Below are 19571 nucleotides of genomic sequence, written 5' to 3' on the forward strand. Positions count from 1 at the left end.
TTAATATACCGCATTTTGCTATGAGTAACTTCTTGTTTTTCAACTATTTTCTAAATGCACCACGGGTTAAATGAATATTCATACACAAAATGAAGAAGGTGATGAAAATGAAACTCAAATTTTTAATGACTTTAACCGTGTTGTTATCAACAAGCGCATGGGCAGCGGTGCCACAAGCAGAGCGTAATGCTTTAGTGGCTTTATATAATTCAACCGATGGGGCGAACTGGTCAGACAATACCAACTGGCTGGTGGGAGATCCCTGTGATAATTCTTGGTTTGGAATTGTTTGTGGTACAAACACCATAACTGAAATAAGCATGGGAAGCAATAATTTAGTAGGTATAATTCCTGTGGAATTGGGCAATCTTTCTAATTTACAAAGGCTAAATCTTACTTTGAATCAACTGAGTGGCACGATTCCTAAGGAATTAAGTAATCTTTCTAATTTAAATTATCTTTATCTTACTTCCAATCGCTTGAGCGGTTCAATTCCAAAGGAATTAAGTAATCTTTCTAATTTGCAAAGTCTTAATCTTAGTAGAAATCAACTGAGCGGAACAATTCCGAAGGAATTGGGTAATCTTTCTAATTTACGAGAACTTTCTCTTTTTACCAATCAGCTTTATGGTTCAATTCCGGTTGAATTGGGTAATCTTTCAAATTTATATTATTTGTTTCTTGAATCTAATCAGTTGAACGGTTCAATTCCAATAGAGTTAGGCAATCTTTCTGATTTGCACTACCTACGGCTTAACTCTAATCGACTGAGTGGAACTATTCCAGGGGAATTGGGTAATCTTTCTAATTTGCAAAATCTTAATCTTGGTAGAAATCAACTGAGCGGTTCAATTCCGGTGGAATTAGGTAGTCTTTCCAATCTACAACACCTCTATCTTTATTCCAATCAATTAAGCGGTTCAATTCCAGTAGAATTAGGAAATCTTTCTAATTTATCTTGGTTTAATCTTAATTCCAACCAATTAAGTGGTTCAATTCCGGTAGAATTAGGCAATCTATCAAATTTAGAACGCCTTTTCCTAAATTCTAATCAACTGAGTGGTTCAATTCCGGTGGAATTAGGTAATCTTACTAATTTACAATACCTTTATCTTAATTCCAATCAATTGACTGGTTTAATTCCAGCGTCATTAACTAATTTATCTTCATTGGTATCTATAGACACACGATTTAATGCCTTATATAGCAATAACACTGCAGTCAATGATTTTATTAATGCCCGTCCATGCTGGTCTGGTAATCCATTCTGCAGCGAAGACTGGCAATACACACAAACGCAGTTTCCGGCCAATATTCAAGTAATCGCCAGCAGCGATAACAGCATCAGTTTGCAGTGGGATGAAACAACTTATCAGGCGCATGGTCACTATAAAATCATGATGGCCGAAAATTTGACCGGGCCTTATTCCGAGGTTTATCAGACCAGCAGTAAAAATGAGGTGATGTACACCCATGGTGGATTAAACCCTAATCAGACTTATTACTTTAAGCTGATAACCGATACCATTCCACATGTTTATAATTCTAACCTGGTCACCAGCGTGGAATCAGTTGCGTTATCTGAGACGACAGCGGCTTCAGCCACACCGACTAATTTGACTTTAACCATCAGCGGTGTCCAGCAAACACCCGCACAGGCCTCTGTTGTAAAAGTCCCTGTATTAAAAGCAGCCAGCCTTGTCGATATCAGTTATTCAATCCAAGTTAGTAATGACAGTGCAGAATCACTCACAGGCGCGACTTTTGTCCATCTGTTGCCGGATGATTTACTCAATGTAGCATGGACTTGCGACAATGAAACCAATGGAGCATTTTGTCCTGCGACAAATGGTGGTGGTAATCTAAATTATTTATTAGATTTACCTGCTAATTCGAGCATGACCTTTAACATCACCGGACAATCCGATGTGATAGATGCAGGTGGTCTGATTATTGTTGCCAGCATCGCTCCACCTGATGGATACAGCGATACGGATATTGACACTAACTCAGTCAGTGTTAATTTGGATGTTATCTATGCTAATGGTTTTGAACAATGATAAGGCAATACAGAAAAATGTCTGTTGTTCAGTTATTTCTAACCATCTAAGATTTATGGTGCTGAATAGTTCGGTTAACCACCACTACGTAAAAACACGGCACCATACACCGTGGTAACACCCGCTTGTTTTAAGGCCGTTGCAGCCGCAGACAGGGTTTGACCTGTGGTCAAGACATCATCCACCAAAATAAGAGCTTCGGGTAATACGCTGCCGTTCACCGTAAAGGCATGACGCACATTGGCGCGACGTTTCTTTTCCGGCAGGGTCGCTTGCATGGCCGTGTACTGACTGCGCTCTAAGCAATCGGACAACACCCGGCGACCACTGGCTTGAGCCATCAATCGCGTGATTTCATGGGCCTGGTTATAGCCCCGTTTTTGTAAGCGTTTTCGGTGCAAAGGCATGGCCAGCAAAGGCCAGTCAAGTGGCCAATCTGTGATAACAGGCGACATCAGTTCAGCCATGGCCCGGGCCCAATGCAGCTGCCCGGAAAATTTCAAAGCCATAACCCATTCACTACCCGGTGGCTGATAAATCCCGGCACAGGCGATACCGTCAAAAGCCGGTCGCTCTTTACGGCAATCGGCACATAAACGATTGTCCACCGGCTGATTTATTTCAGTTAAGGGTTTGGCGCAAACATGACACCCGGCAGCGGGTGCTTGAATCAATTGTTGGCAGCCCCTGCACAGCAGTTTTTCAGCATGGCAGTGACAGACAACACAACGGTTCATGACACCCTGACGTCCATGGATTTGTTATCAATCATCAACCAAATCGGCCGCGGTGGCCAAATCAACACTCACCAAACGTGATACACCCGCCTCTCGCATGGTCACACCCATCAGCTGATTGGCAATTTCCATGGTCACCTTATTATGGGTTACAAATAAAAACTGGACTTTTTCTGACATGTCTTTAACCATGTTCGAAAACCGGGCCACATTGGCATCATCCAACGGCGCATCCACCTCATCCAATAAACAAAAAGGGGCCGGATTCAGATTAAAAATAGCAAACACCAAAGACACCGCTGTCAGGGCTTTTTCACCCCCGGATAGCAACTGAATACTGGACACCCGTTTGCCCGGCGGTCTGGCCATAATCGCCACACCGGTGGTGAGCAAGTCATGACCGGTCAGCTCTAAATAGGCGTGCCCGCCGCCAAACAGCCGCGGAAACAATTGTTTGATGTGGCTGTTGACCGCTTCAAAGGTTTCTTTAAATAAGGTACGCGTGTCTTTATCAATGCGGGCAATCGCCTGTTCCAGCGTCTCTAAAGCCTGACGCAAATCTTCATCTTGTTCATCTAGGTATTGTTTGTGCTTAGATTCTTCTTCATACTCTTCAATCGCCGCCAGATTCACCGGTTCCAGACGTATGATGTTGCGGTGCAGTTGTTCCATCTGGGTTTCTTTTTGTTCCACCCATTGAGTCACCGCATCCTGCTTAATCTCCATATCCGCCAGCACCGCGTTGGGTTCATAGCCCAAATCCGTTAATTGCTCTTTAAAACCGTCGGCTTTTAACTGCTGTGATTGCCGTTCTAATTTGGCATTTTCCAACGCATTGCGGGCACTTTCAATTTCTTGCTGGTGGCCTGCGCGGGCTTGTTCCATGTCATTCAGTTCTGACTGTAAGGTGGCCACAACCTGGTTTTGCCGGTTGCGTTGCTGTTCGGCCCGGACACGTTTTAAAATCAGTTCATCCAATGCTTTTTGCTGGTCTTTGGCCGGATTGTTCTGTTGATTTAAGCGGGTCAAGAGTTGATCTTTTCGCTGTTTCAGGTGTCTGATGTTCTGATCGGCGCGTTGCATATTTTGCCGCAATGACTGAATCTTGTTGTCAGCCGCTGAATGTCGGAGACGGGACTGATAAAACTGTTCTGAAATGTCATTTAACTGGGCTTTGGCCTGTTCATATTCGGCATTCAGCTGCTCTTGCTGTTCAGCCAGAACCGTTTTCTGTGCCTGACGTTCTTTCATAGCCCGCAGTGCTTGTTCTAAACGCCCCCGGGCCTCACTCAGAGACTGTTCATCTTCTTTTATTTGCGTTTGAAGAGCCGTTACTTCCTGTGTTTTTTGTTCGGCTTGCTGTTGCTCCCGTTCTATGAGGTGTTGTTTTTGTTTTATCTGACTGTCCAATTCAGACAGTTTGCGATGCGCCATATTCAGATCTAACTGCAACTGTTCGGTCTGTTGGTTTTCGGCTTGTCGGGTATCAATCAACTGCTGCAGCTGAGTTTCCTGGTCACGGATGGTCTGCTGCAACCGCTCACCGTTTTGTTCTAATTCGGTGATTTGTTTTTTACGCAATAAAAAATTTTCCTGGCGATCTCCGCGCTGTACGGTCAGCCAATCCTGACCCGACCAATCGCCTGCGCGGGTAATCACAGAATCTCCCGGCTTTAACCGAGCTTTTAACTCAGGTATATCTTCTGCGCGCTCACAGGCATAAACTGTATTTAACCATTCAGTCACCACAGCCGGTCCCTGCACCTTTTCCGATAACCGACCGGGCTGCGCTTTGGGTTGACCTTGATCCCCACTGATCGCGGTGACAGAACCAAACTTCCAGTCTGCCAGCAATTCAGTTAACCCCAAACCGGTGCTGAGTAAAGCCTGTAATCGCTCGCCCAGTACGGTTTCAACTGCCACCTCCCAGCCGCTGTCCACTTTTATGACTTCTGCCAAACGACCGCTGATATTCGATTGGTGCTGGTGCAGCCAGTGTGTCATGGCCTCATTGTCTTCTGACATGGCCGCTTTTTGCAGTGCATCCAAAGACCGTATCTGACCCTTGATTTGATGCAGTTCGGCCTTGTTGTCATCCATAGCCCGACGTAAATCCGATAGTTGAAGACGGGTGGTTTCTTTCTGGGATTTTAAGTTGGTCAATTGTTGACTGAGCTGCTCGAAACTTTGAAGTTGTTTGTTGTGTTTTTCTTCTAATTCGCTTAAAGCCGCTTGCCAATCTTTGAGTTCATTGCCGGCATCGGTTTGTCGGCGGTTGTTTAAACGCTCAACCTGACGCAGCAAACCGGCTTCCAAAGCCGCAATTTTGGTTTTTTCCACCTCTGCCTGTCGCTGCTGGTCATTGATTTCCTGTAACAAAGTATCCCATTGCTGTCGCCACAGCCGGCGCGCCGTGTCATGGTCTTCACTGGTTTCTCTGGCGGTTTCCAACTGGGCCGTCAGGGTTTCTAAGCGGGGTTCTTCGGCGCTAAAAACTTGCTGCTCAGCCTGCAAAGCCGTGGCATCGTCTTCGCGTTGTTTTTGCTGTTGTTCTATGTCATATTCAGCCGCCAACAGATCTTGTTTGTTTTTTTCTGACAGATTTTTGGCATGGCTGATGGCCTGTTCTATTTTGCCGATTTCTGCATTTATCTGATAAAGCTGCTCTTGTAACTTATTGTGCTGATCTGAATTTTTTTGAAAACTGTCCCGTTTGAGGGTGATGTTTTTTTCGGTTTCGGTCAAGCCGCGCCTGGTTTTTTCAAATTCAGTTTGCAGCCGTTTAATGTCCTGGTCGCTGTGTTCGGCCAGCTGTTGCCATTGTTGCCAGCGTAAGGCCAGCACTTCGGCTTTCAGTTGTTTTGACTGCTTTTTTAAATCCGTGTATTTTTCAGCATTTTTGGCCTGACGTTTCAAATGCTGAATGTGTTTGCCCACCTCGGTGCGCAAATCATCCAACCGCTCCAGATTTTCGCGGGTGCGCAAGATACGCCGCTCGGTTTCTCTGCGACGTTCGCGGTACTTGGACACACCGGCGGCTTCTTCAATGTATCCCCGCAAATCTTCGGGTTTTGACTCCACAATATTTGAAATCATGCCCTGTTCAATAATCGAATAACTGCGTGGCCCCAATCCGGTGCCCAAAAACAAATCAACAATGTCCTTTTTGCGGCATTTGCTGCCGTTCAAAAAATAACTGGATTGGGCTTCCCGGTTTACCTGACGTTTGACCGAAATTTCATTGTAACCGCCAAATTCACCCTGAATCTGGCCATCACTGTTATCAAAAATCAACTCAACTGTGGCCATACCCACCGGTTTACGGGTAGCAGAACCTGAGAAAATTACATCAGTCATGGCGCTGCCACGCAACATTTTGGCAGACGTTTCGCCCATCACCCAGCGCACCGCATCGATGATGTTAGATTTACCGCAACCATTGGGACCAACCACTCCGGTCAGATTGGTTGGTAACAGCACTTCGGTGCTATCCACAAAAGATTTAAAACCGGCTAATTTAATTTTTGAAAGTCGCATGGATGCTATGATTTTTTGTTGCTTTCTGTTTATTTTTTAGGTATGGTCGCGGCCTTTATTAAAACGTGTTTTTATTATGACCACCCAACCCTCAGATCAATTGGAAACCTTTCCAAATCCTAATCCAAACCGGGATTATACCATCATTATGGACATCCCTGAATTTACCTGTCTGTGCCCAAAAACCGGTCAGCCGGATTTTGCCACTTTAAAGATTGAATACACCCCTGATAAATTATGTATTGAATTGAAATCATTAAAATTATACATGTGGACTTTCCGTGATCGCGGCGCTTTTCATGAAGCGGTCACCAACGAAATATTGGATCATTTGGTGAATGCCATTGATCCGCGCTGGATAAAACTGACCATGAAATTCAATGTGCGCGGCGGTATTTACACCGATGTGGTGATTGAACACAAGCAATAAAAAAGGGCCTGCATAAGGCCCCTTTTCAAAAACTGTCCATTTATTTACATCTGGGATTGTAAATAATTTTGTTCACCGACTTGTTCAATCAGACTGAGCTGGGTTTCCAGCCAATCCACATGCGCTTCCTCAGAATCTAAAATTTTCTGGAACAAATCGCGACTCACGTAATCGCGTACCGACTCACAATATTCCACGCCGTCGCGTAAATCCGGAATGGCATCCAGTTCCATCGCCAAATCACACTTAAACATCTCGCCAACGGTTTCACCAATTCGTAGCTTGCCCAGATCCTGTAAATTCGGCAAACCCTCTAAAAATAAAATCCGCTCCATCAAAATATCCGCGTGCTTCATTTCATCGATCGATTCTTCACGCTCCTTGGCGGCCAGTTTTTCAAAACCCATGTCTTCCAGCATCTTGGCGTGCATGAAGTACTGGTTAATGGCGGTTAATTCGTTATACAGGGCTTTGTTGAGTAATTGAATGACTTTTTTATCGCCTTTCATGACGTCAATCTCCATAATTTTGCTAAACCGTCATGATAACATTTTCAGCCAAATGATGGGGTTAAATAAACAGATATCAGGCGAATTGGGGCTTGTTGGAGGACAGGACGTTCAAAAAAGAGGGTTGCTGATCGGATTGTTGTCTTAAGATGTCTTCCGCCATCTCGAGACAACTGCCGCAGCCGGTGGTGGCGCCGGTTTCAGCGGCCAGCTGATAAATGTCACTCACCCCTGATCGGGCAGCTTTTAGGATGTCTTTATCGGTGATGCCGTGGCAAATACAAACGTACATATGCAATGAAAATGAAAATCAAAGCCAATTTTAAATGCCAATGATAATGATTGTCAATAACAAAATAAGAATCGTTCTTGCTCCCTTTCAGAAACTGTTCATTTATTCCAGCATTTCTTCACCGGCATTTGGATCGTTATAAATATCCTCATCAAACTTACCGATGGATTTTGCCACAATACAGGTAATCGTGGCATCACCGGTGACATTCACCGCGGTTCGGGTCATATCCAGCAAGCGATCGACGCCTAAAATGATACCAATTCCTTCAATCGGCAAACCCACTTGTAACAACACGCCCTGCAACATCACCAAACCGGCACTGGGTACGCCGGCAGTGCCGATTGAAGCCATGGTGGCCATCAGAACAACCGTCACAAGTTGACCACCGGTTAAGTCTAATCCATAGGCATTGGCGATAAAAACCGTGGCCACACCCTGCATAATCGATGTGCCATCCATGTTGATGGTGGCACCAAAAGGCACCGAAAAAGAGGCCACCGAATTTTGCACTCCGAGGCGTTCAGTCACGGTTTTATAAGTCACCGGAATGGTGGCATTCGAACTCGATGTACCGAAGGCAAAGGACAGGGTGCTGCGCATTTTACTGAAAAAAATGAAAGGACTTAGACCCGACAGCACTTTGAGCAATATTGGATAAACCAACAAGGCATGCACAAACAACACAATTAATACGGTAAAGAAATAGCCACCTAATGCCAGCACCGCATCAAAGCCCAGCTCTGCAAACACTTTGGCCAAAATGGCCAGTACCGCAATCGGCGCAAACTCCATAATCACCATCACCAGTTTCATAATGACTTCATTAAAGTCCTTAAAGAAACTGATGACCTTTTGACCGGCATCACCGGCTTTTCCGGCACTGAAACCCAGCAGGATGGCGAAAATAATGATGGCCAGCATATTGCCGTCAGCCATGGCTTGAACAGGATTGTCCAAAATACTTAAAATCACCTCGGTGAATGTCCGGCCTTCGGCCGCCACATAATTCACATCCGTGGGAATTTCAGCCCCGCCTCCAACGCCAAAAGTGATGGCAATGGTTAAGGCAATGGTGATGGCGGTGGCAGTGGTGAACAAATAAAAGGCCAATGTGCGCCCACCCAGTGAACCCAGCATAGCCGGTTCTCGCAAAGCTGTGGTGCCACAAAACAATGACACAAAAACCAGCGGCACCACCATCATTTTTAAAGACAGGATAAAGAGCTGACCAATGATATAAAACAAGCCATTGATGATATACACATCGACAAACTCAATGGCGGTCAGATTGGATAAATTAAGTACCGTTCCGATAACGGCACCGATGATCATGTAAATGATTATTTTTCTGGTGAGGTTCATAAGTCAGTTGTTGTGTTGTGGATTATGCCACCTATGGGGGTTTGCTTGTTGCCAATCGGCTTGCCACATGGCCGGCCGTTGATCATCATCCAATAAAATTCCGGCTTTCAAGGTGGGGTACAGTTCTTCATAATTTCTGACCAAAGAACCTTGAACCCGCTGAATAATGTGGTGCGGCCTGAGTTCATCAAAGGAACTTAACCCGGCCGCTGCCAGCAAATCAATCATATTTTCAAGCATTTTACGGTGATAGCGTGCCACCCGTTCGGCTTTATTTTCAACCACCAGACCTTTATTGCGGGCCGGGTCCTGGGTGGTGATACCGGTGGGGCAATTGCCGGTGTCACACACCCGCGCCTGAATACAACCCAGGGCAAACATCATGCCACGGGCCGAATTCACCGTATCAGCGCCCAGCGCCAGGGCTTTTATCATGTGAAAAGCCGAGATAATTTTACCCGCCACGATAATTTTCAGATGGGGCCTTAAACCAGTGCCGATAAGCGCATTATTGACATACACCAAAGCGTCCCGCAAGGGGGTGCCCACCGAGTTGGTGAGTTCAATGGGGGCTGCACCGGTGCCGCCTTCACTACCATCTATGGTGATAAAGTCCGGTAAAATATTGGTTTCCAGCATCGCTTTACACAAGGCCAAAAACTCATATTTTTTTCCCAGACACAATTTAAACCCCACCGGTTTACCACCGGACAGCGCTCGAATTTTGGCTACGAACTGTAACAGTTCAACCGGGGTACTAAAGGCACTGTGGCTGGCCGGTGACTCGACGGTTTTATAGGGTTCCACATGGCGAATCGCGGCTATTTCAGGGGTTACCTTACTGCCGGGCAAGACCCCGCCGTGGCCGGGTTTGGCGCCTTGCGAGAGTTTAATTTCAATCATTTTGATCTGGTCGCGGGTGGCTTTTTGGGTAAACAAGGTTTCATCAAAATGACCCTCTTTATCCCGGCAGCCAAAATAACCCGATCCAAACTGCATGGTGAGATCACCACCGTGTTTCATGTGATAGGGGCTGATACCGCCTTCACCGGTGTTGTGACAAAAACCACCACGTTTAGCCCCCAAATTAAGTGCTTCAATGGCATTGTGACCCAATGAACCGTAACTCATGGCAGAAATATTAAGTAATGAGGCTTGATAGGGTTGCTGACAATCTTTACCGCCGATGGTAACGCGCGGGTGGTAATATTTAATTTTTGCCGGCGATACCGAGTGGTTTATCCATTCATAGCCTTCAGCCTGAACATCCACGATGGTTCCAAACGGCCGGGTGTCTCGCTGCCCTTTGGCACGTTGATAAACCAACGCACGGTGTTCCCGGTTCACCGGCTTGCCGCTTAAATCGGTCTCAATAAAGTATTGTTGAATTTCGGTGCGAAAAGACTCCAGCAAATAACGAAAGTGACCTATCACCGGGTACAAACGGCGCAGGGTTTGTTTTTTCTGGAACATATCCCATAAACCAATCACCGACAATGGTACCCAGATGATGAACAGCCACCAGGCAGCGGTCCAAAATTGAGCCCACAACACCGTCAATGCCGGTATCACGGCCAGTAATACCAGGAATTTTTGTCGGACTGTCATGCTTAAAACCTTTTAATCACCCAATGAACCGGCTCAACGCCACTGTTAATTAAGTCACTGTAGGCCCCGGTACGCATATTTTTGGCTTGCGGGTCGATATAATAAGGCACGCCGTCTGCCGGAATCACTTTAACCATAATTAATTCACCTTTTTGTCGGTATTCTTCGACGATTTGATTTTTTTTGATGATAACATTCACCTCGTTGGCATCGGGTTTGGGTGCTTTTGCCTGCGCCAACAACTCAACCGATTCTGGCGGACTTTGTTTATTTGTGATTGATTCATGGGTGCTTTTATCCTGTGATTGTGCCAGGGCAAAACCGGCGGACAGAAGTAATATGATTAACCCATTAAAACGCATACAGTTCTCCAATGAGGGGATTTTAGGAATGTTGACCATGATACAATGACATTTGTGATTTATAAATCAATTTTATGACGAAGTTTTTAAGCCAAATGATTCAGTGTTGTTTTTTTGCGGTCTTCATAGCGTTGTTACTGACCGGTTGTGGCGGACCAACCGTTGATAAAAATACCCGACTTGTAGAACGGATTAAAAGCATGGAAGCAGCTGTTGAAAATAGACATGTGGATGATTTTATGGCCGCCATCAGTGATGCCGTCGAAACTGAACGTGGCTGGGGCAAGAAAGATATTGAACGGATGTTGCGCCTGCAGCTCATGCGGCGCAGTTCGGTGCATATTCACCCACAGTTAAAAAGTATAGATTGGCGGCATGATGGTGAGGAAGAGGCCGAAGTGAAGCTGGCTGTGGCGATGGCCGCCACCGCATTCAGTTTAGAAGATTTAGCACGCATCAATGCCGATTTAATGCTGTTTACGGTCACTTTTAGACAACACAACGGTGAATACAAAATCACCCAAGCCCGCTGGCAACGGGCCAGACCCTTAGATTTTTTGTAAGGTTGTAATCATGTCGCTGTTTGAAGGGCTGTCAGCGGTGTGGACGTCGTTAAATCCCAATGTTTTAGCAATTTGGCTTATCCGCTTGGCCCCGCTGATTAAGGGTAAGCGTGATACGGCTGTTTTAATTTTCCCGGGACATTGCTGCCAAAAGTGCTCCAAAATCAAGCCACTGGTGGCGGTGAGCACCGGTTTTTTTGAGGTTTTCAGCAGCTCATACAAGGCCTCAAAATTAAGTGACAACGGCACCCTTTGATAGGTATTGATTTGCTGATAATGTATTTGGCGTTCAATACAATAACGGCGCACCAGATCCAAACCTCCGGCAGCCGTTAAAATCACCAGACTGTCTGGCTGATAATGGTCCAGTAATGCCATCATACCGGCTGAATCCTGCGATGCCGGGGTTAGAATCGGCTGATCAAAATGGTCCTGCCAATAACGTGCCACACCCTCACCCACACCCATCACCTTGGTATCCTGTGACAAGGTAAAGTCAGGTTTCAACAACAACAAATGTTTAATCGCGTTGCTGTTAAAAATCAGAATAAGCGGTGCCCGCTCCGCCTGAGCCAGTTGTTCAGGCGTGACTTCAGTGTTGGTTTGTACCGCAAAACACGGCATCGCCATGGTTTCAAAGCCTGCTTGTTGATAAGCTTTTTGTGCTTGTTCAATACGGTGTTGCGGTCGTGTGATAATGACGGTGCTCATGCCTGCTCACTTAAGGCCAAAATTTCTTTGGCACCTTGCGATAACAAATCTTCTGCCACCACACGGCCCAGCGATTCAGGATCGTAACCTTGTTGTTGGGCGTTCAGAACCTGTTCACCGTCAGGGCTGAAAACCGCGGCCTTGAGGTGAATACTGTGATCCGATAACGCCTCGGCATAAGCGCCGATAGCCACCGAACAAGAACCCTCCAGTGTTAAATTCAAAGCCCGTTCAGCACGAATGCACAAATGGGTGTCGGCATGGCTTAGGACGGATAATTCTTCAGCCAGTTGGGAGTTGTTTGCCAAACACTCCACCCCGATGGCGCCTTGTGACACCGCCGGTAACCATTGGGGTGCGGTTAAACGGCTCGCGATGCGGTCTTCAAAACCCAGGCGGATAAGACCCGCCGAAGCCAGAATAATGGCGGCGTATTGACCATCATCGAGTTTTTGCAGTCGAGAATTGACATTGCCGCGTAAAGGCTTAACCTGTAAATCCGGACGCAGTGACAACAGTTGTGCCTGACGCCGTAAACTGGAGGTGCCGACCACCGCGCCGTCTGGCAAATCATCCAGACTTTGGTAATGATTTGACACAAAGGCATCACTGGCATCAGCCCGCTCAAGAACCGCACATATTAAAAAGTCATCGGGCATATCGGCCGGTACGTCTTTCATGGAATGCACCGCGATATCGGCTTCGCCGGCCAACATGGCTTGTTCCAGTTCTTTTAAAAACAGTCCTTTACCACCGAGTTTACTTAAGGTGACCTCCAGACGACGATCCCCTTCGGTGGTCATCGGTAATAATTGTGTTCGGTAATCTGTTCGGGCTTCAATGGCGGCGGCCACATGCTTGGTTTGCCACAGGGCCAAGGCCGAATCGCGGGTGGCGAGGGTCAAAATTTTTTTAGTCATGTTTGTAAATAGTCTTTCACATTGGGTAATTGTCTGCGACTGATGGGCGGCTTTAAATCAAGCTGTTTCAGTAAAGCCACCGGGCAATGCGTTTCATCGCTGTCGATACCACGCAAAAAAAGCACATTCACCAACCAGCTGCGGTGTATTCTAATAAATTGTGGGTATTTTTGGGCCAATTCCGTCAAACTTTGGTCCAATAAATATTTTTTTTCTTTTAAATGGGCGGTGACGTACTTATCTTCTGCCTGAAAACAGGCCACCTGATTGACCGGCAAGCGCAAAAAACGTCCGCCGTCTTTAAATTGAATGGCGTCTTTTTGATTTCCATCAATGCGATCCAGGGTTTCCTGCAATCGCTCACCGGAGATCGGTTTTAGCAGGTAATCCACCGCTTTCACATCAAATGCCGGCAAGGCAAATTGCTCATGGGCGGTTAAAAAAACAATCGCCGTTTGCGGATAATCTCGATGGATAATTTTAGCCGCTTCCATGCCATCCATCACGGGCATTTCAATGTCCATAAAAACCACATCAGGATACTGCTCAGCCATTTTGGTTAACGCCTGTTCGCCATGATCCGCCATACTAATCTGATGCGAACCTAAATGTGCCAATAAACCGGCCAAGCGCCGCCGTGCCAATGGCTCATCATCCACAATCAGAATATTCATAACGGTATCAGTACCTGAGCTTTAAAACAATCCGCTGTCTGCGAGGTGGTTAAAGAGCCATCCCGGCCATAATGCAGAGCTAATCGGGTCTTAATATTATCCAAAGCCGTGCCACAACCGCTTTTAATGCGGCTGATATCCATTGGATTTTCTACGGTTATTTTCATGTGCTGATTATAGCGTTCAATGGTCAGCTTGATACACCCCCCATTCGCCAGATGCGCAATACCATGAATCACAGCATTTTCAATCAGCGGCTGAATAGTCAATAAAGGAATGCGTTGTTCAAGCAAACTGTCATCCACCTGCTGCTGATACTGCAACCGATCAGCCAGGCGCAGATGTTCAATGGCCAAATATTGATTAACCCATTCCAACTCCTTGGCTAATCGCGTCATATTCTGCTGCCTTTGGGTAAAGGCCTTTCTGAACAGACCCGATAAATTCATCACCGCCTGTTCTGCAGCCGGTGGATCGATGGCGATCAAACTGGCAATGGAATTCAGGGAATTGTATAAAAAATGGGGTTTCATGCGCGCCTGGAAGGCATTCATTTGTGCCTCAGCGAGGGCTTTAATCTGCTGCTGCCATTGATTTTGAACGTAAAAATAGCGCAATAATAGCACCATGGTTAAAATTGTCGCCACCCATACTTTAACAACCGTCAAAATTCCATCATCCACATAGTTAAACATCAAAACCTGATCCACCCACACCAAAAAACCGGTCAGAGTAACCGTCAACACACTGGTTATCAGCAGCACCAAGCCAACGCCGGTCAGGGCCGGTAATCGGTTCAGATTAGGGTGCAATAAAACCAGCATAAGCACCAGAATAACGGCCAGAATTTGCGCCATAAAACTCAACACCGCCAATTGATTCAGATAAGCCAGATTAAAACCAATAAAACTCAACGAATACACCAGCACCACCATCTGAGTAATCACCACCACGGTAAAAACCGCCAGCGGCTGTGATAAATCCATCAACCAGCGCTGATTGTTGTTGGCTGCTGTGGATTTGTTGGGCAGGGTGTGATCCGTTTCATCGGCGGACATACTAATTACTTTTTCCTCATGCAATGTAAAAAAACAGGCTTGAATGTTTGCAATTTGCTCTATTTTATAGAAAAATGACCGCGATTAGTAACTTGTTCCGTGTTTACAGCCATGACATCTCGATTTATTTTAGTTCTATTGGCCATGATGTGGTCGGCATTTGCCGCCGCCGCTGAGGTCGTGAATGAACCTGAACAAAATAACCAATGGCTTAAGCCAAGCACGCAGATTAGCAGTGAAGACAAAAACAACACCCTTAACAAACAACCTGCTGGCAACGCTCAAAAAGAACAATCTCCAAAATCCGAACGTTCACGCTTAGGCGGCATGTTTGACCTGTTACTGCCATCGGGTCTCAGAGACAATCAATAACATGCCCGAACCCGCCTTAGCGGACTTCAATCAATTTCTACATAAAAACATCCCATCAGTTCGCTTTATGCAACTGCAATTGTTGAGCTGTACTGACAAGACCCTGACCGCCAAAGCACCGGCCAAACCCAACCTCAACGACAAACAAACTATCTTTGGCGGTAGCAGCGGTGCACTGATGGTTGTTTGTGGCTGGTCGCTGATTAAATACAATTTAGAACAAAGAGGTTTTAATCATGATGTGGTGATAGCCGAGGCCAAAACCCGCTGGCACAAAGCGCAAACCGAAGACCTTTGGATTAACGCCCACACTGAAATCAGCTGGTCTGAGACTGAGATGACTTTAAACAACAATCAACAAACTAAAATCACCATCGACGCACAAATTAACAACGCAAAAAAGCAACCCTGCAGCACCATGACCGCTATTTTTGTGGTCTTGGTCAACAAGACTGTAAAGGCAAAACGCTGAGTGCAGGCTGGCTGTTTAAGGCTTGTTTTGAACCCAGAAAACGATTGAGGATGTGATAGACATCCAGATTAAATCCAGCCGGGCGGATTGGATTTTTATGCACCACATCACTGCTGATAACAGCGCTCTGATTTATTCTTTCATAACCATAATCGCTCAGTTCTGCCATCGAAGTGAGCGCCGCCACATAGACCCAGCCATCGATTAAATGCAACCAGGTCAAATCAGGCTCATGGCAACTTTGCTCAATCACCACCACCGCCGATTCCCAGGGCCAGTCTTTAATCTGGGTTTTAAGCAAGGCTTGTCGTAACCGTTGGTTATGGTCTTTAATGTCTTCTTGTCCACAGCATGCACCGGCACAGCGTTTTAATTGAAATCGAAAGCACGGTGAATGGCGACCGGCCACTGCACGTTCCAGACCCAGAATACGATGACATAAGCGATGTTGATCTGCCAGCTGTCTGAGGTATTCACTGGCATGCCGCACCGTTCTGAACAAACCATATTCCTGTTTATCCGTATCCGGCACCTCATCAGCAGCCACCGGTTTAATGTGAATTCCTTGTGCATCACCATGACTGCCACGCAAACATATCTGGAACATTTTTTTGACCCGCCGCAAGCGAACATTATGTACCGGCAGGTGTTTTTTAATCTCCTGATTTTCCAGTAAACAGGCACCCAAATCACTCGGCGTCCGTCGATAATCAATATGAGCAATTTGATTGTGTAACTTAAAATCTTTGCGTTGGCTGTGGTCTTGTGAAAAATGATTTAATACCCGATTTTTTAGATTGACACTTTTACCAATGTACAACAGGCGATCTTTGTTATCATAAAAATAATAAACACCCGGGGCATTCGGTAAATTAGCCACTTGCTCTGGTGGTAATTGAATCGGCAAGGTGGCATCTTGAATTAATTCACGGCAGGCTGTTGCTACTTTTTGAGCGTCATGCAACAAGCTAATCTGAGCAAAGAACTGATAAATCATCAAGGCATCATCCAGCGCCCGGTGGCGGTTTTCGATGACTAAATCAAAACGCTTGATAATGACGTCCAGGCCATGCCGTTTACATTCAGGAAACAGTCGTCGACTGAGTTTCACAGAACATAAAGGTTTAGTCCGGTAATCCCGACCCAGACGACGAAATTCATTTTTTAAAAAACCATAATCAAAGCGTGCATAATGCGCCACCAACACCCGATCCTGCAGCCAATCCCATAATTCATCGGCAATGTCAGCAAAAGTTGGCGCATCTTTTAAGTCATTCAACGTGATCCCGGTTAATTCAGTGATTTTTGGCGGCAAACTGCGCTCCGGATTGATAAAAGTCTGCCACCTGTCCACCAATTGCCCGTTTTCCACGAACCACAAACCGATTTCAATAATTCGGTGATAACTGGCTTTACCACCGGTGGTTTCTACATCCAGAATCACCATTTTTTCCGGAAACCCCGACGACAAAATCTGTTGTTTGTTGTTGGCTAACCAGGAACTTTGCGCCATGTTTTTAGACCTTTTAACAAATGTTGAAATCATACCCTAACCGTCATCAAAACAAAGTTAATTGAACACATTTCAAGGATTTAACCGGCATTTAAACTCAGGTACGGTATATTAATGAATGATTCACAAAAACATAAAAACCATGAGTCAAATAATTACCAAAAACCCATACAGCCATAAGACAATTCAAAAATACGCACTATTTAGCCAAAAAACCATGTTACAAGCCCTACAACGGGCTGATGACCGCTTTAATTTCTGGCGCCACACAAATTTTGATGAACGTGCCGATTTAATGTATCAACTCGCCCGTTTATTAAAAAAACAAAAACGGGCTTTAGCCGAATTAATCACGCAGGAAATGGGCAAGACTATTAATGAGTCAGTTGCTGAAATCGAAAAATGTGCCTGGGTCTGTGAATATTATGCCGAACATGCCGGCGATTTCTTAAAAGACCGTATCATCAGCACTGACGCCCAAACCAGCTTTATCCGCCATGAACCGATGGGTGCCGTCCTGGCCGTGATGCCATGGAACTATCCTTTTTGGCAGGTGTTTCGTTTTGCCGCACCGGCTTTAATGGCCGGTAATGTGGGCTTGTTAAAACATGCTTCCAATGTGACCGGTTGCGCGCTTAAAATTGCCGAACTGATTCAACAGGCGGGCTTTGAAGAAGGCTGTTTTCAAACTTTGCTTATTGATCATGATTTAACCGCAGAACTGATTAAACAACCGAAATTAAAAGCCGTGACGGTCACCGGCAGTGAGGCTGCCGGGCGTAAAATTGCCGCCAAAGCAGGGAAAAACCTGAAAAAAACTGTACTCGAACTCGGCGGTTCAAACGCTTTTGTGGTGCTGGCCGATGCCAATTTGGATAACATCATAAACACTGCTGTCACCGCCCGTTTTCAAAACACAGGACAAAGCTGCATTGCCGCAAAACGTTTTATTGTCGAAGCATCCATTTATGATGAATTTTTAGAACGGTTTAAAAACAAGGTCGAACAACTGAAATGTGGCGATCCCATGGATGAGGCCACCAGCCTTGGACCGATGGCACGTGCTGATTTGGCCGAAGAACTGGCCGATCAGTTACAACGTTCGGTTCAGCAAGGCGCTAAAATCCTCATCGGCGGCGAGCAATCCAAAACCCGCTTTCAAGCCACCATCGTCACCAATGTCACTGTTAATACGCCACTGATGCAGGAAGAAACCTTTGGGCCGGTGGCCCCGGTGTTTAAAGCCAAAGACGACGAGCACGCGCTGAAAGTCGCAGCGGCCACCCGATATGGCCTGGGCGTGACCGTTTGTACCCGTGATCCAGAGACCATTTTGAAGCAACTGCACCGTTTTCCCGATGGCGCGGTATTTATCAATGAACTGGTTAAATCTGATCCCCGACTGCCTTTTGGCGGTACCGGTATTTCCGGTTACGGCCGGGAGTTATCACGACCCGGCATCAAAGAATTTATCAACCAGAAAACCGTATATGTGAAAACAGGTCAACGCCTGAGAAACGATAATTTTATGGTGTAACCGGGAAGTCTTTAAAAAAATTATTAAGTCCATTGTCACTGCTGCGGGTTAAATCACCTAAGGTATAATTTTTCCACATCACTTTGCCGGTTTCGTTGGAAAACAATAAAGCGGTGCTGTGAGGACGTCCCATGGGCACTGCCACCCCGATAAAAGCACCGCTGGTGGCACCCAAAGTAAGTCCTGCAGTAACCACGCTCATACCCATGGCTTTGACAAAGGACACCCGAGGCACAAGCACCCGCACATGTAATATGGCTACCTTATCCCGAAAATTATGTTCTTCAACAATTGCATCTTCCGATGTTGGCCATAAGTTGACCGGCGTTAAACGAACCCGGTTCAGATAATTGAGGGTGTCTTCAGACACATCGGTGGTGGCAATGCGTTGTGCCTCAATATAGGAATGAATTAATTCATCCTGAACTGCACCGGGATACGAACTGGTCAGATAAAAGGGCGGGTAAATCAGGTCTTCTAACAATTCATTATTCTGATAATACTCAAAACCCCACTCAGGATTAAAACCCAAACCACTGGCCAGCAGGGCAAATTCAAACCGGCCACTGTAACCTTTGTCCTGCAACACACGGCTGATATCAGCTTGTAACACCGCGGCGCGTTTTTGGTTGTCGGTCATGTTGTAATCAAACACCTCACCCACATCATCCACAAATTGGGTGAAATCAAGCACCACCAATAATCGATCGATGCTCTCAGGCGGAAAATCATCCGGGCGGTAACTGTATTTGGGCGCGCAGGCAGATAAAACCAGAACCATGGCCACAAATAAAACTCTTTTTATCATGGAATCTTTCGGCAAGAAATGGACAGTTTATCACAGTATAAAA

19 protein-coding genes are annotated in these 19571 nt (G+C 45.9%); 6 read left to right on the top strand and 13 right to left on the bottom strand.

What is annotated here, in order from left to right:
• The first annotated feature begins 101 nt into the window (after window positions 1-101).
• On the top strand, window positions 102-2060 hold the full coding sequence (locus IEV16_RS11820; RefSeq protein WP_188365925.1) for a hypothetical protein: 1959 nt from the start codon (window positions 102-104) through the stop codon (window positions 2058-2060).
• A gap of 74 nt (window positions 2061-2134) precedes the next feature.
• Here IEV16_RS11820 and IEV16_RS11825 read toward each other — a convergent pair whose 3' ends face one another.
• Both IEV16_RS11825 and smc read right to left on the bottom strand, forming a co-directional pair.
• Window positions 2135-2797 (bottom strand): ComFC family protein, encoded by a 663-nt coding sequence (locus IEV16_RS11825; RefSeq protein ID WP_188365926.1) that lies wholly within the window; start codon window positions 2795-2797, stop codon window positions 2135-2137.
• Between the two features lie 27 nt (window positions 2798-2824).
• Window positions 2825-6334 (bottom strand): chromosome segregation protein SMC, encoded by a 3510-nt coding sequence (gene smc / locus IEV16_RS11830; protein ID WP_188365927.1) that lies wholly within the window; start codon window positions 6332-6334, stop codon window positions 2825-2827.
• 76 nt (window positions 6335-6410) lie between these two features.
• Between smc and queF the strand changes: the two genes are divergently transcribed.
• On the top strand, window positions 6411-6764 hold the full coding sequence (gene queF, locus IEV16_RS11835) for a preQ(1) synthase (RefSeq protein WP_188365928.1): 354 nt from the start codon (window positions 6411-6413) through the stop codon (window positions 6762-6764).
• A 44-nt stretch (window positions 6765-6808) separates the two neighbouring features.
• Here queF and bfr read toward each other — a convergent pair whose 3' ends face one another.
• From bfr to IEV16_RS11860, 5 genes are all read right to left on the bottom strand, one after another.
• Window positions 6809-7273, bottom strand: coding sequence for a bacterioferritin (bfr, locus tag IEV16_RS11840; RefSeq protein WP_188365929.1), 465 nt, complete (start codon window positions 7271-7273; stop codon window positions 6809-6811).
• 76 nt (window positions 7274-7349) lie between these two features.
• Window positions 7350-7565: a (2Fe-2S)-binding protein gene (locus tag IEV16_RS11845; protein ID WP_188365930.1), complete on the bottom strand. Its 216-nt coding sequence runs from the start codon at window positions 7563-7565 to the stop codon at window positions 7350-7352.
• 102 nt (window positions 7566-7667) lie between these two features.
• Window positions 7668-8930, bottom strand: coding sequence for a dicarboxylate/amino acid:cation symporter (locus IEV16_RS11850; protein WP_188365931.1), 1263 nt, complete (start codon window positions 8928-8930; stop codon window positions 7668-7670).
• A 3-nt stretch (window positions 8931-8933) separates the two neighbouring features.
• Window positions 8934-10538: an FMN-binding glutamate synthase family protein gene (locus IEV16_RS11855; protein WP_188365932.1), complete on the bottom strand. Its 1605-nt coding sequence runs from the start codon at window positions 10536-10538 to the stop codon at window positions 8934-8936.
• Between the two features lie 2 nt (window positions 10539-10540).
• Window positions 10541-10900 (bottom strand): DUF2782 domain-containing protein, encoded by a 360-nt coding sequence (locus IEV16_RS11860; RefSeq protein ID WP_188365933.1) that lies wholly within the window; start codon window positions 10898-10900, stop codon window positions 10541-10543.
• A gap of 74 nt (window positions 10901-10974) precedes the next feature.
• On the opposite strand from IEV16_RS11860, the gene IEV16_RS11865 reads away from it, so the two are divergent.
• Complete coding sequence (locus IEV16_RS11865) at window positions 10975-11463, top strand: hypothetical protein (RefSeq protein ID WP_188365934.1); 489 nt, start codon at window positions 10975-10977, stop codon at window positions 11461-11463.
• On the opposite strand, the gene IEV16_RS11870 is transcribed toward IEV16_RS11865, so the two are convergent.
• Genes IEV16_RS11870 through IEV16_RS11885 form a run of 4 tightly spaced genes read right to left on the bottom strand, consistent with a single transcriptional unit; the run spans window position 11449 to window position 14826 of the window.
• Window positions 11449-12174, bottom strand: a complete 726-nt coding sequence (locus tag IEV16_RS11870) for a uroporphyrinogen-III synthase (protein WP_188365935.1) — start codon at window positions 12172-12174, stop codon at window positions 11449-11451. The two genes, IEV16_RS11865 and IEV16_RS11870, sit on opposite strands and share 15 nt — an antisense overlap.
• Entirely contained in the window at window positions 12171-13094 is a 924-nt protein-coding gene (gene hemC / locus IEV16_RS11875) for a hydroxymethylbilane synthase (protein WP_188365936.1), read from the bottom strand. Before hemC ends, IEV16_RS11870 begins: the two co-directional genes overlap by 4 nt.
• Window positions 13091-13768: a LytR/AlgR family response regulator transcription factor gene (locus IEV16_RS11880; RefSeq protein WP_188365937.1), complete on the bottom strand. Its 678-nt coding sequence runs from the start codon at window positions 13766-13768 to the stop codon at window positions 13091-13093. The genes hemC and IEV16_RS11880 overlap by 4 nt, the downstream gene beginning before the upstream one ends.
• The gene (locus IEV16_RS11885; protein WP_188365938.1) at window positions 13765-14826 is read right to left on the bottom strand and encodes a sensor histidine kinase; all 1062 of its coding nucleotides are present in this window, start codon (window positions 14824-14826) and stop codon (window positions 13765-13767) included. Before IEV16_RS11885 ends, IEV16_RS11880 begins: the two co-directional genes overlap by 4 nt.
• Before the next feature lie 111 nt (window positions 14827-14937).
• Here IEV16_RS11885 and IEV16_RS11890 point away from each other — a divergent pair, with 111 nt between their 5' ends.
• Together IEV16_RS11890 and IEV16_RS11895 are read left to right on the top strand one after the other, a co-directional pair.
• The gene (locus IEV16_RS11890) at window positions 14938-15198 is read left to right on the top strand and encodes a hypothetical protein (protein ID WP_188365939.1); all 261 of its coding nucleotides are present in this window, start codon (window positions 14938-14940) and stop codon (window positions 15196-15198) included.
• Window position 15199: 1 nt separating this feature from the next.
• Entirely contained in the window at window positions 15200-15670 is a 471-nt protein-coding gene (locus IEV16_RS11895) for a YiiD C-terminal domain-containing protein (RefSeq protein ID WP_188365940.1), read from the top strand.
• Here the strand turns inward: IEV16_RS11895 and IEV16_RS11900 are convergent.
• Complete coding sequence (locus tag IEV16_RS11900) at window positions 15642-17183, bottom strand: 3'-5' exonuclease family protein (protein WP_188365941.1); 1542 nt, start codon at window positions 17181-17183, stop codon at window positions 15642-15644. The two genes, IEV16_RS11895 and IEV16_RS11900, sit on opposite strands and share 29 nt — an antisense overlap.
• A 142-nt stretch (window positions 17184-17325) precedes the next feature.
• On the opposite strand from IEV16_RS11900, the gene IEV16_RS11905 reads away from it, so the two are divergent.
• Window positions 17326-18720: an NAD-dependent succinate-semialdehyde dehydrogenase gene (locus IEV16_RS11905; RefSeq protein ID WP_188365942.1), complete on the top strand. Its 1395-nt coding sequence runs from the start codon at window positions 17326-17328 to the stop codon at window positions 18718-18720.
• Here IEV16_RS11905 and IEV16_RS11910 read toward each other — a convergent pair.
• On the bottom strand, window positions 18710-19528 hold the full coding sequence (locus tag IEV16_RS11910; protein WP_188365943.1) for a hypothetical protein: 819 nt from the start codon (window positions 19526-19528) through the stop codon (window positions 18710-18712). The two genes, IEV16_RS11905 and IEV16_RS11910, sit on opposite strands and share 11 nt — an antisense overlap.
• Window positions 19529-19571 lie beyond the last annotated feature (43 nt).

The sequence above is a fragment of the Marinicella pacifica genome (assembly GCF_014636635.1).
GTDB lineage: Bacteria > Pseudomonadota > Gammaproteobacteria > Xanthomonadales > Marinicellaceae > Marinicella > Marinicella pacifica.

Bases quoted from the DNA above. Each gene is read 5' to 3' on its own strand.
- IEV16_RS11820 (WP_188365925.1), top strand. From the start codon at position 102: ATGAAAATGAAACTCAAATTTTTAATGACTTTAACCGTGTTGTTATCA.
- IEV16_RS11825 (WP_188365926.1), bottom strand. From the start codon at position 2,797: ATGAACCGTTGTGTTGTCTGTCACTGCCATGCTGAAAAACTGCTGTGC.
- smc (WP_188365927.1), bottom strand. From the start codon at position 6,334: ATGCGACTTTCAAAAATTAAATTAGCCGGTTTTAAATCTTTTGTGGAT.
- queF (WP_188365928.1), top strand. From the start codon at position 6,411: ATGACCACCCAACCCTCAGATCAATTGGAAACCTTTCCAAATCCTAAT.
- bfr (WP_188365929.1), bottom strand. From the start codon at position 7,273: ATGAAAGGCGATAAAAAAGTCATTCAATTACTCAACAAAGCCCTGTAT.
- IEV16_RS11845 (WP_188365930.1), bottom strand. From the start codon at position 7,565: ATGTACGTTTGTATTTGCCACGGCATCACCGATAAAGACATCCTAAAA.
- IEV16_RS11850 (WP_188365931.1), bottom strand. From the start codon at position 8,930: ATGAACCTCACCAGAAAAATAATCATTTACATGATCATCGGTGCCGTT.
- IEV16_RS11855 (WP_188365932.1), bottom strand. From the start codon at position 10,538: ATGACAGTCCGACAAAAATTCCTGGTATTACTGGCCGTGATACCGGCA.
- IEV16_RS11860 (WP_188365933.1), bottom strand. From the start codon at position 10,900: ATGCGTTTTAATGGGTTAATCATATTACTTCTGTCCGCCGGTTTTGCC.
- IEV16_RS11865 (WP_188365934.1), top strand. From the start codon at position 10,975: ATGACGAAGTTTTTAAGCCAAATGATTCAGTGTTGTTTTTTTGCGGTC.
- IEV16_RS11870 (WP_188365935.1), bottom strand. From the start codon at position 12,174: ATGAGCACCGTCATTATCACACGACCGCAACACCGTATTGAACAAGCA.
- hemC (WP_188365936.1), bottom strand. From the start codon at position 13,094: ATGACTAAAAAAATTTTGACCCTCGCCACCCGCGATTCGGCCTTGGCC.
- IEV16_RS11880 (WP_188365937.1), bottom strand. From the start codon at position 13,768: ATGAATATTCTGATTGTGGATGATGAGCCATTGGCACGGCGGCGCTTG.
- IEV16_RS11885 (WP_188365938.1), bottom strand. From the start codon at position 14,826: ATGTCCGCCGATGAAACGGATCACACCCTGCCCAACAAATCCACAGCA.
- IEV16_RS11890 (WP_188365939.1), top strand. From the start codon at position 14,938: ATGACATCTCGATTTATTTTAGTTCTATTGGCCATGATGTGGTCGGCA.
- IEV16_RS11895 (WP_188365940.1), top strand. From the start codon at position 15,200: ATGCCCGAACCCGCCTTAGCGGACTTCAATCAATTTCTACATAAAAAC.
- IEV16_RS11900 (WP_188365941.1), bottom strand. From the start codon at position 17,183: ATGGCGCAAAGTTCCTGGTTAGCCAACAACAAACAACAGATTTTGTCG.
- IEV16_RS11905 (WP_188365942.1), top strand. From the start codon at position 17,326: ATGAGTCAAATAATTACCAAAAACCCATACAGCCATAAGACAATTCAA.
- IEV16_RS11910 (WP_188365943.1), bottom strand. From the start codon at position 19,528: ATGATAAAAAGAGTTTTATTTGTGGCCATGGTTCTGGTTTTATCTGCC.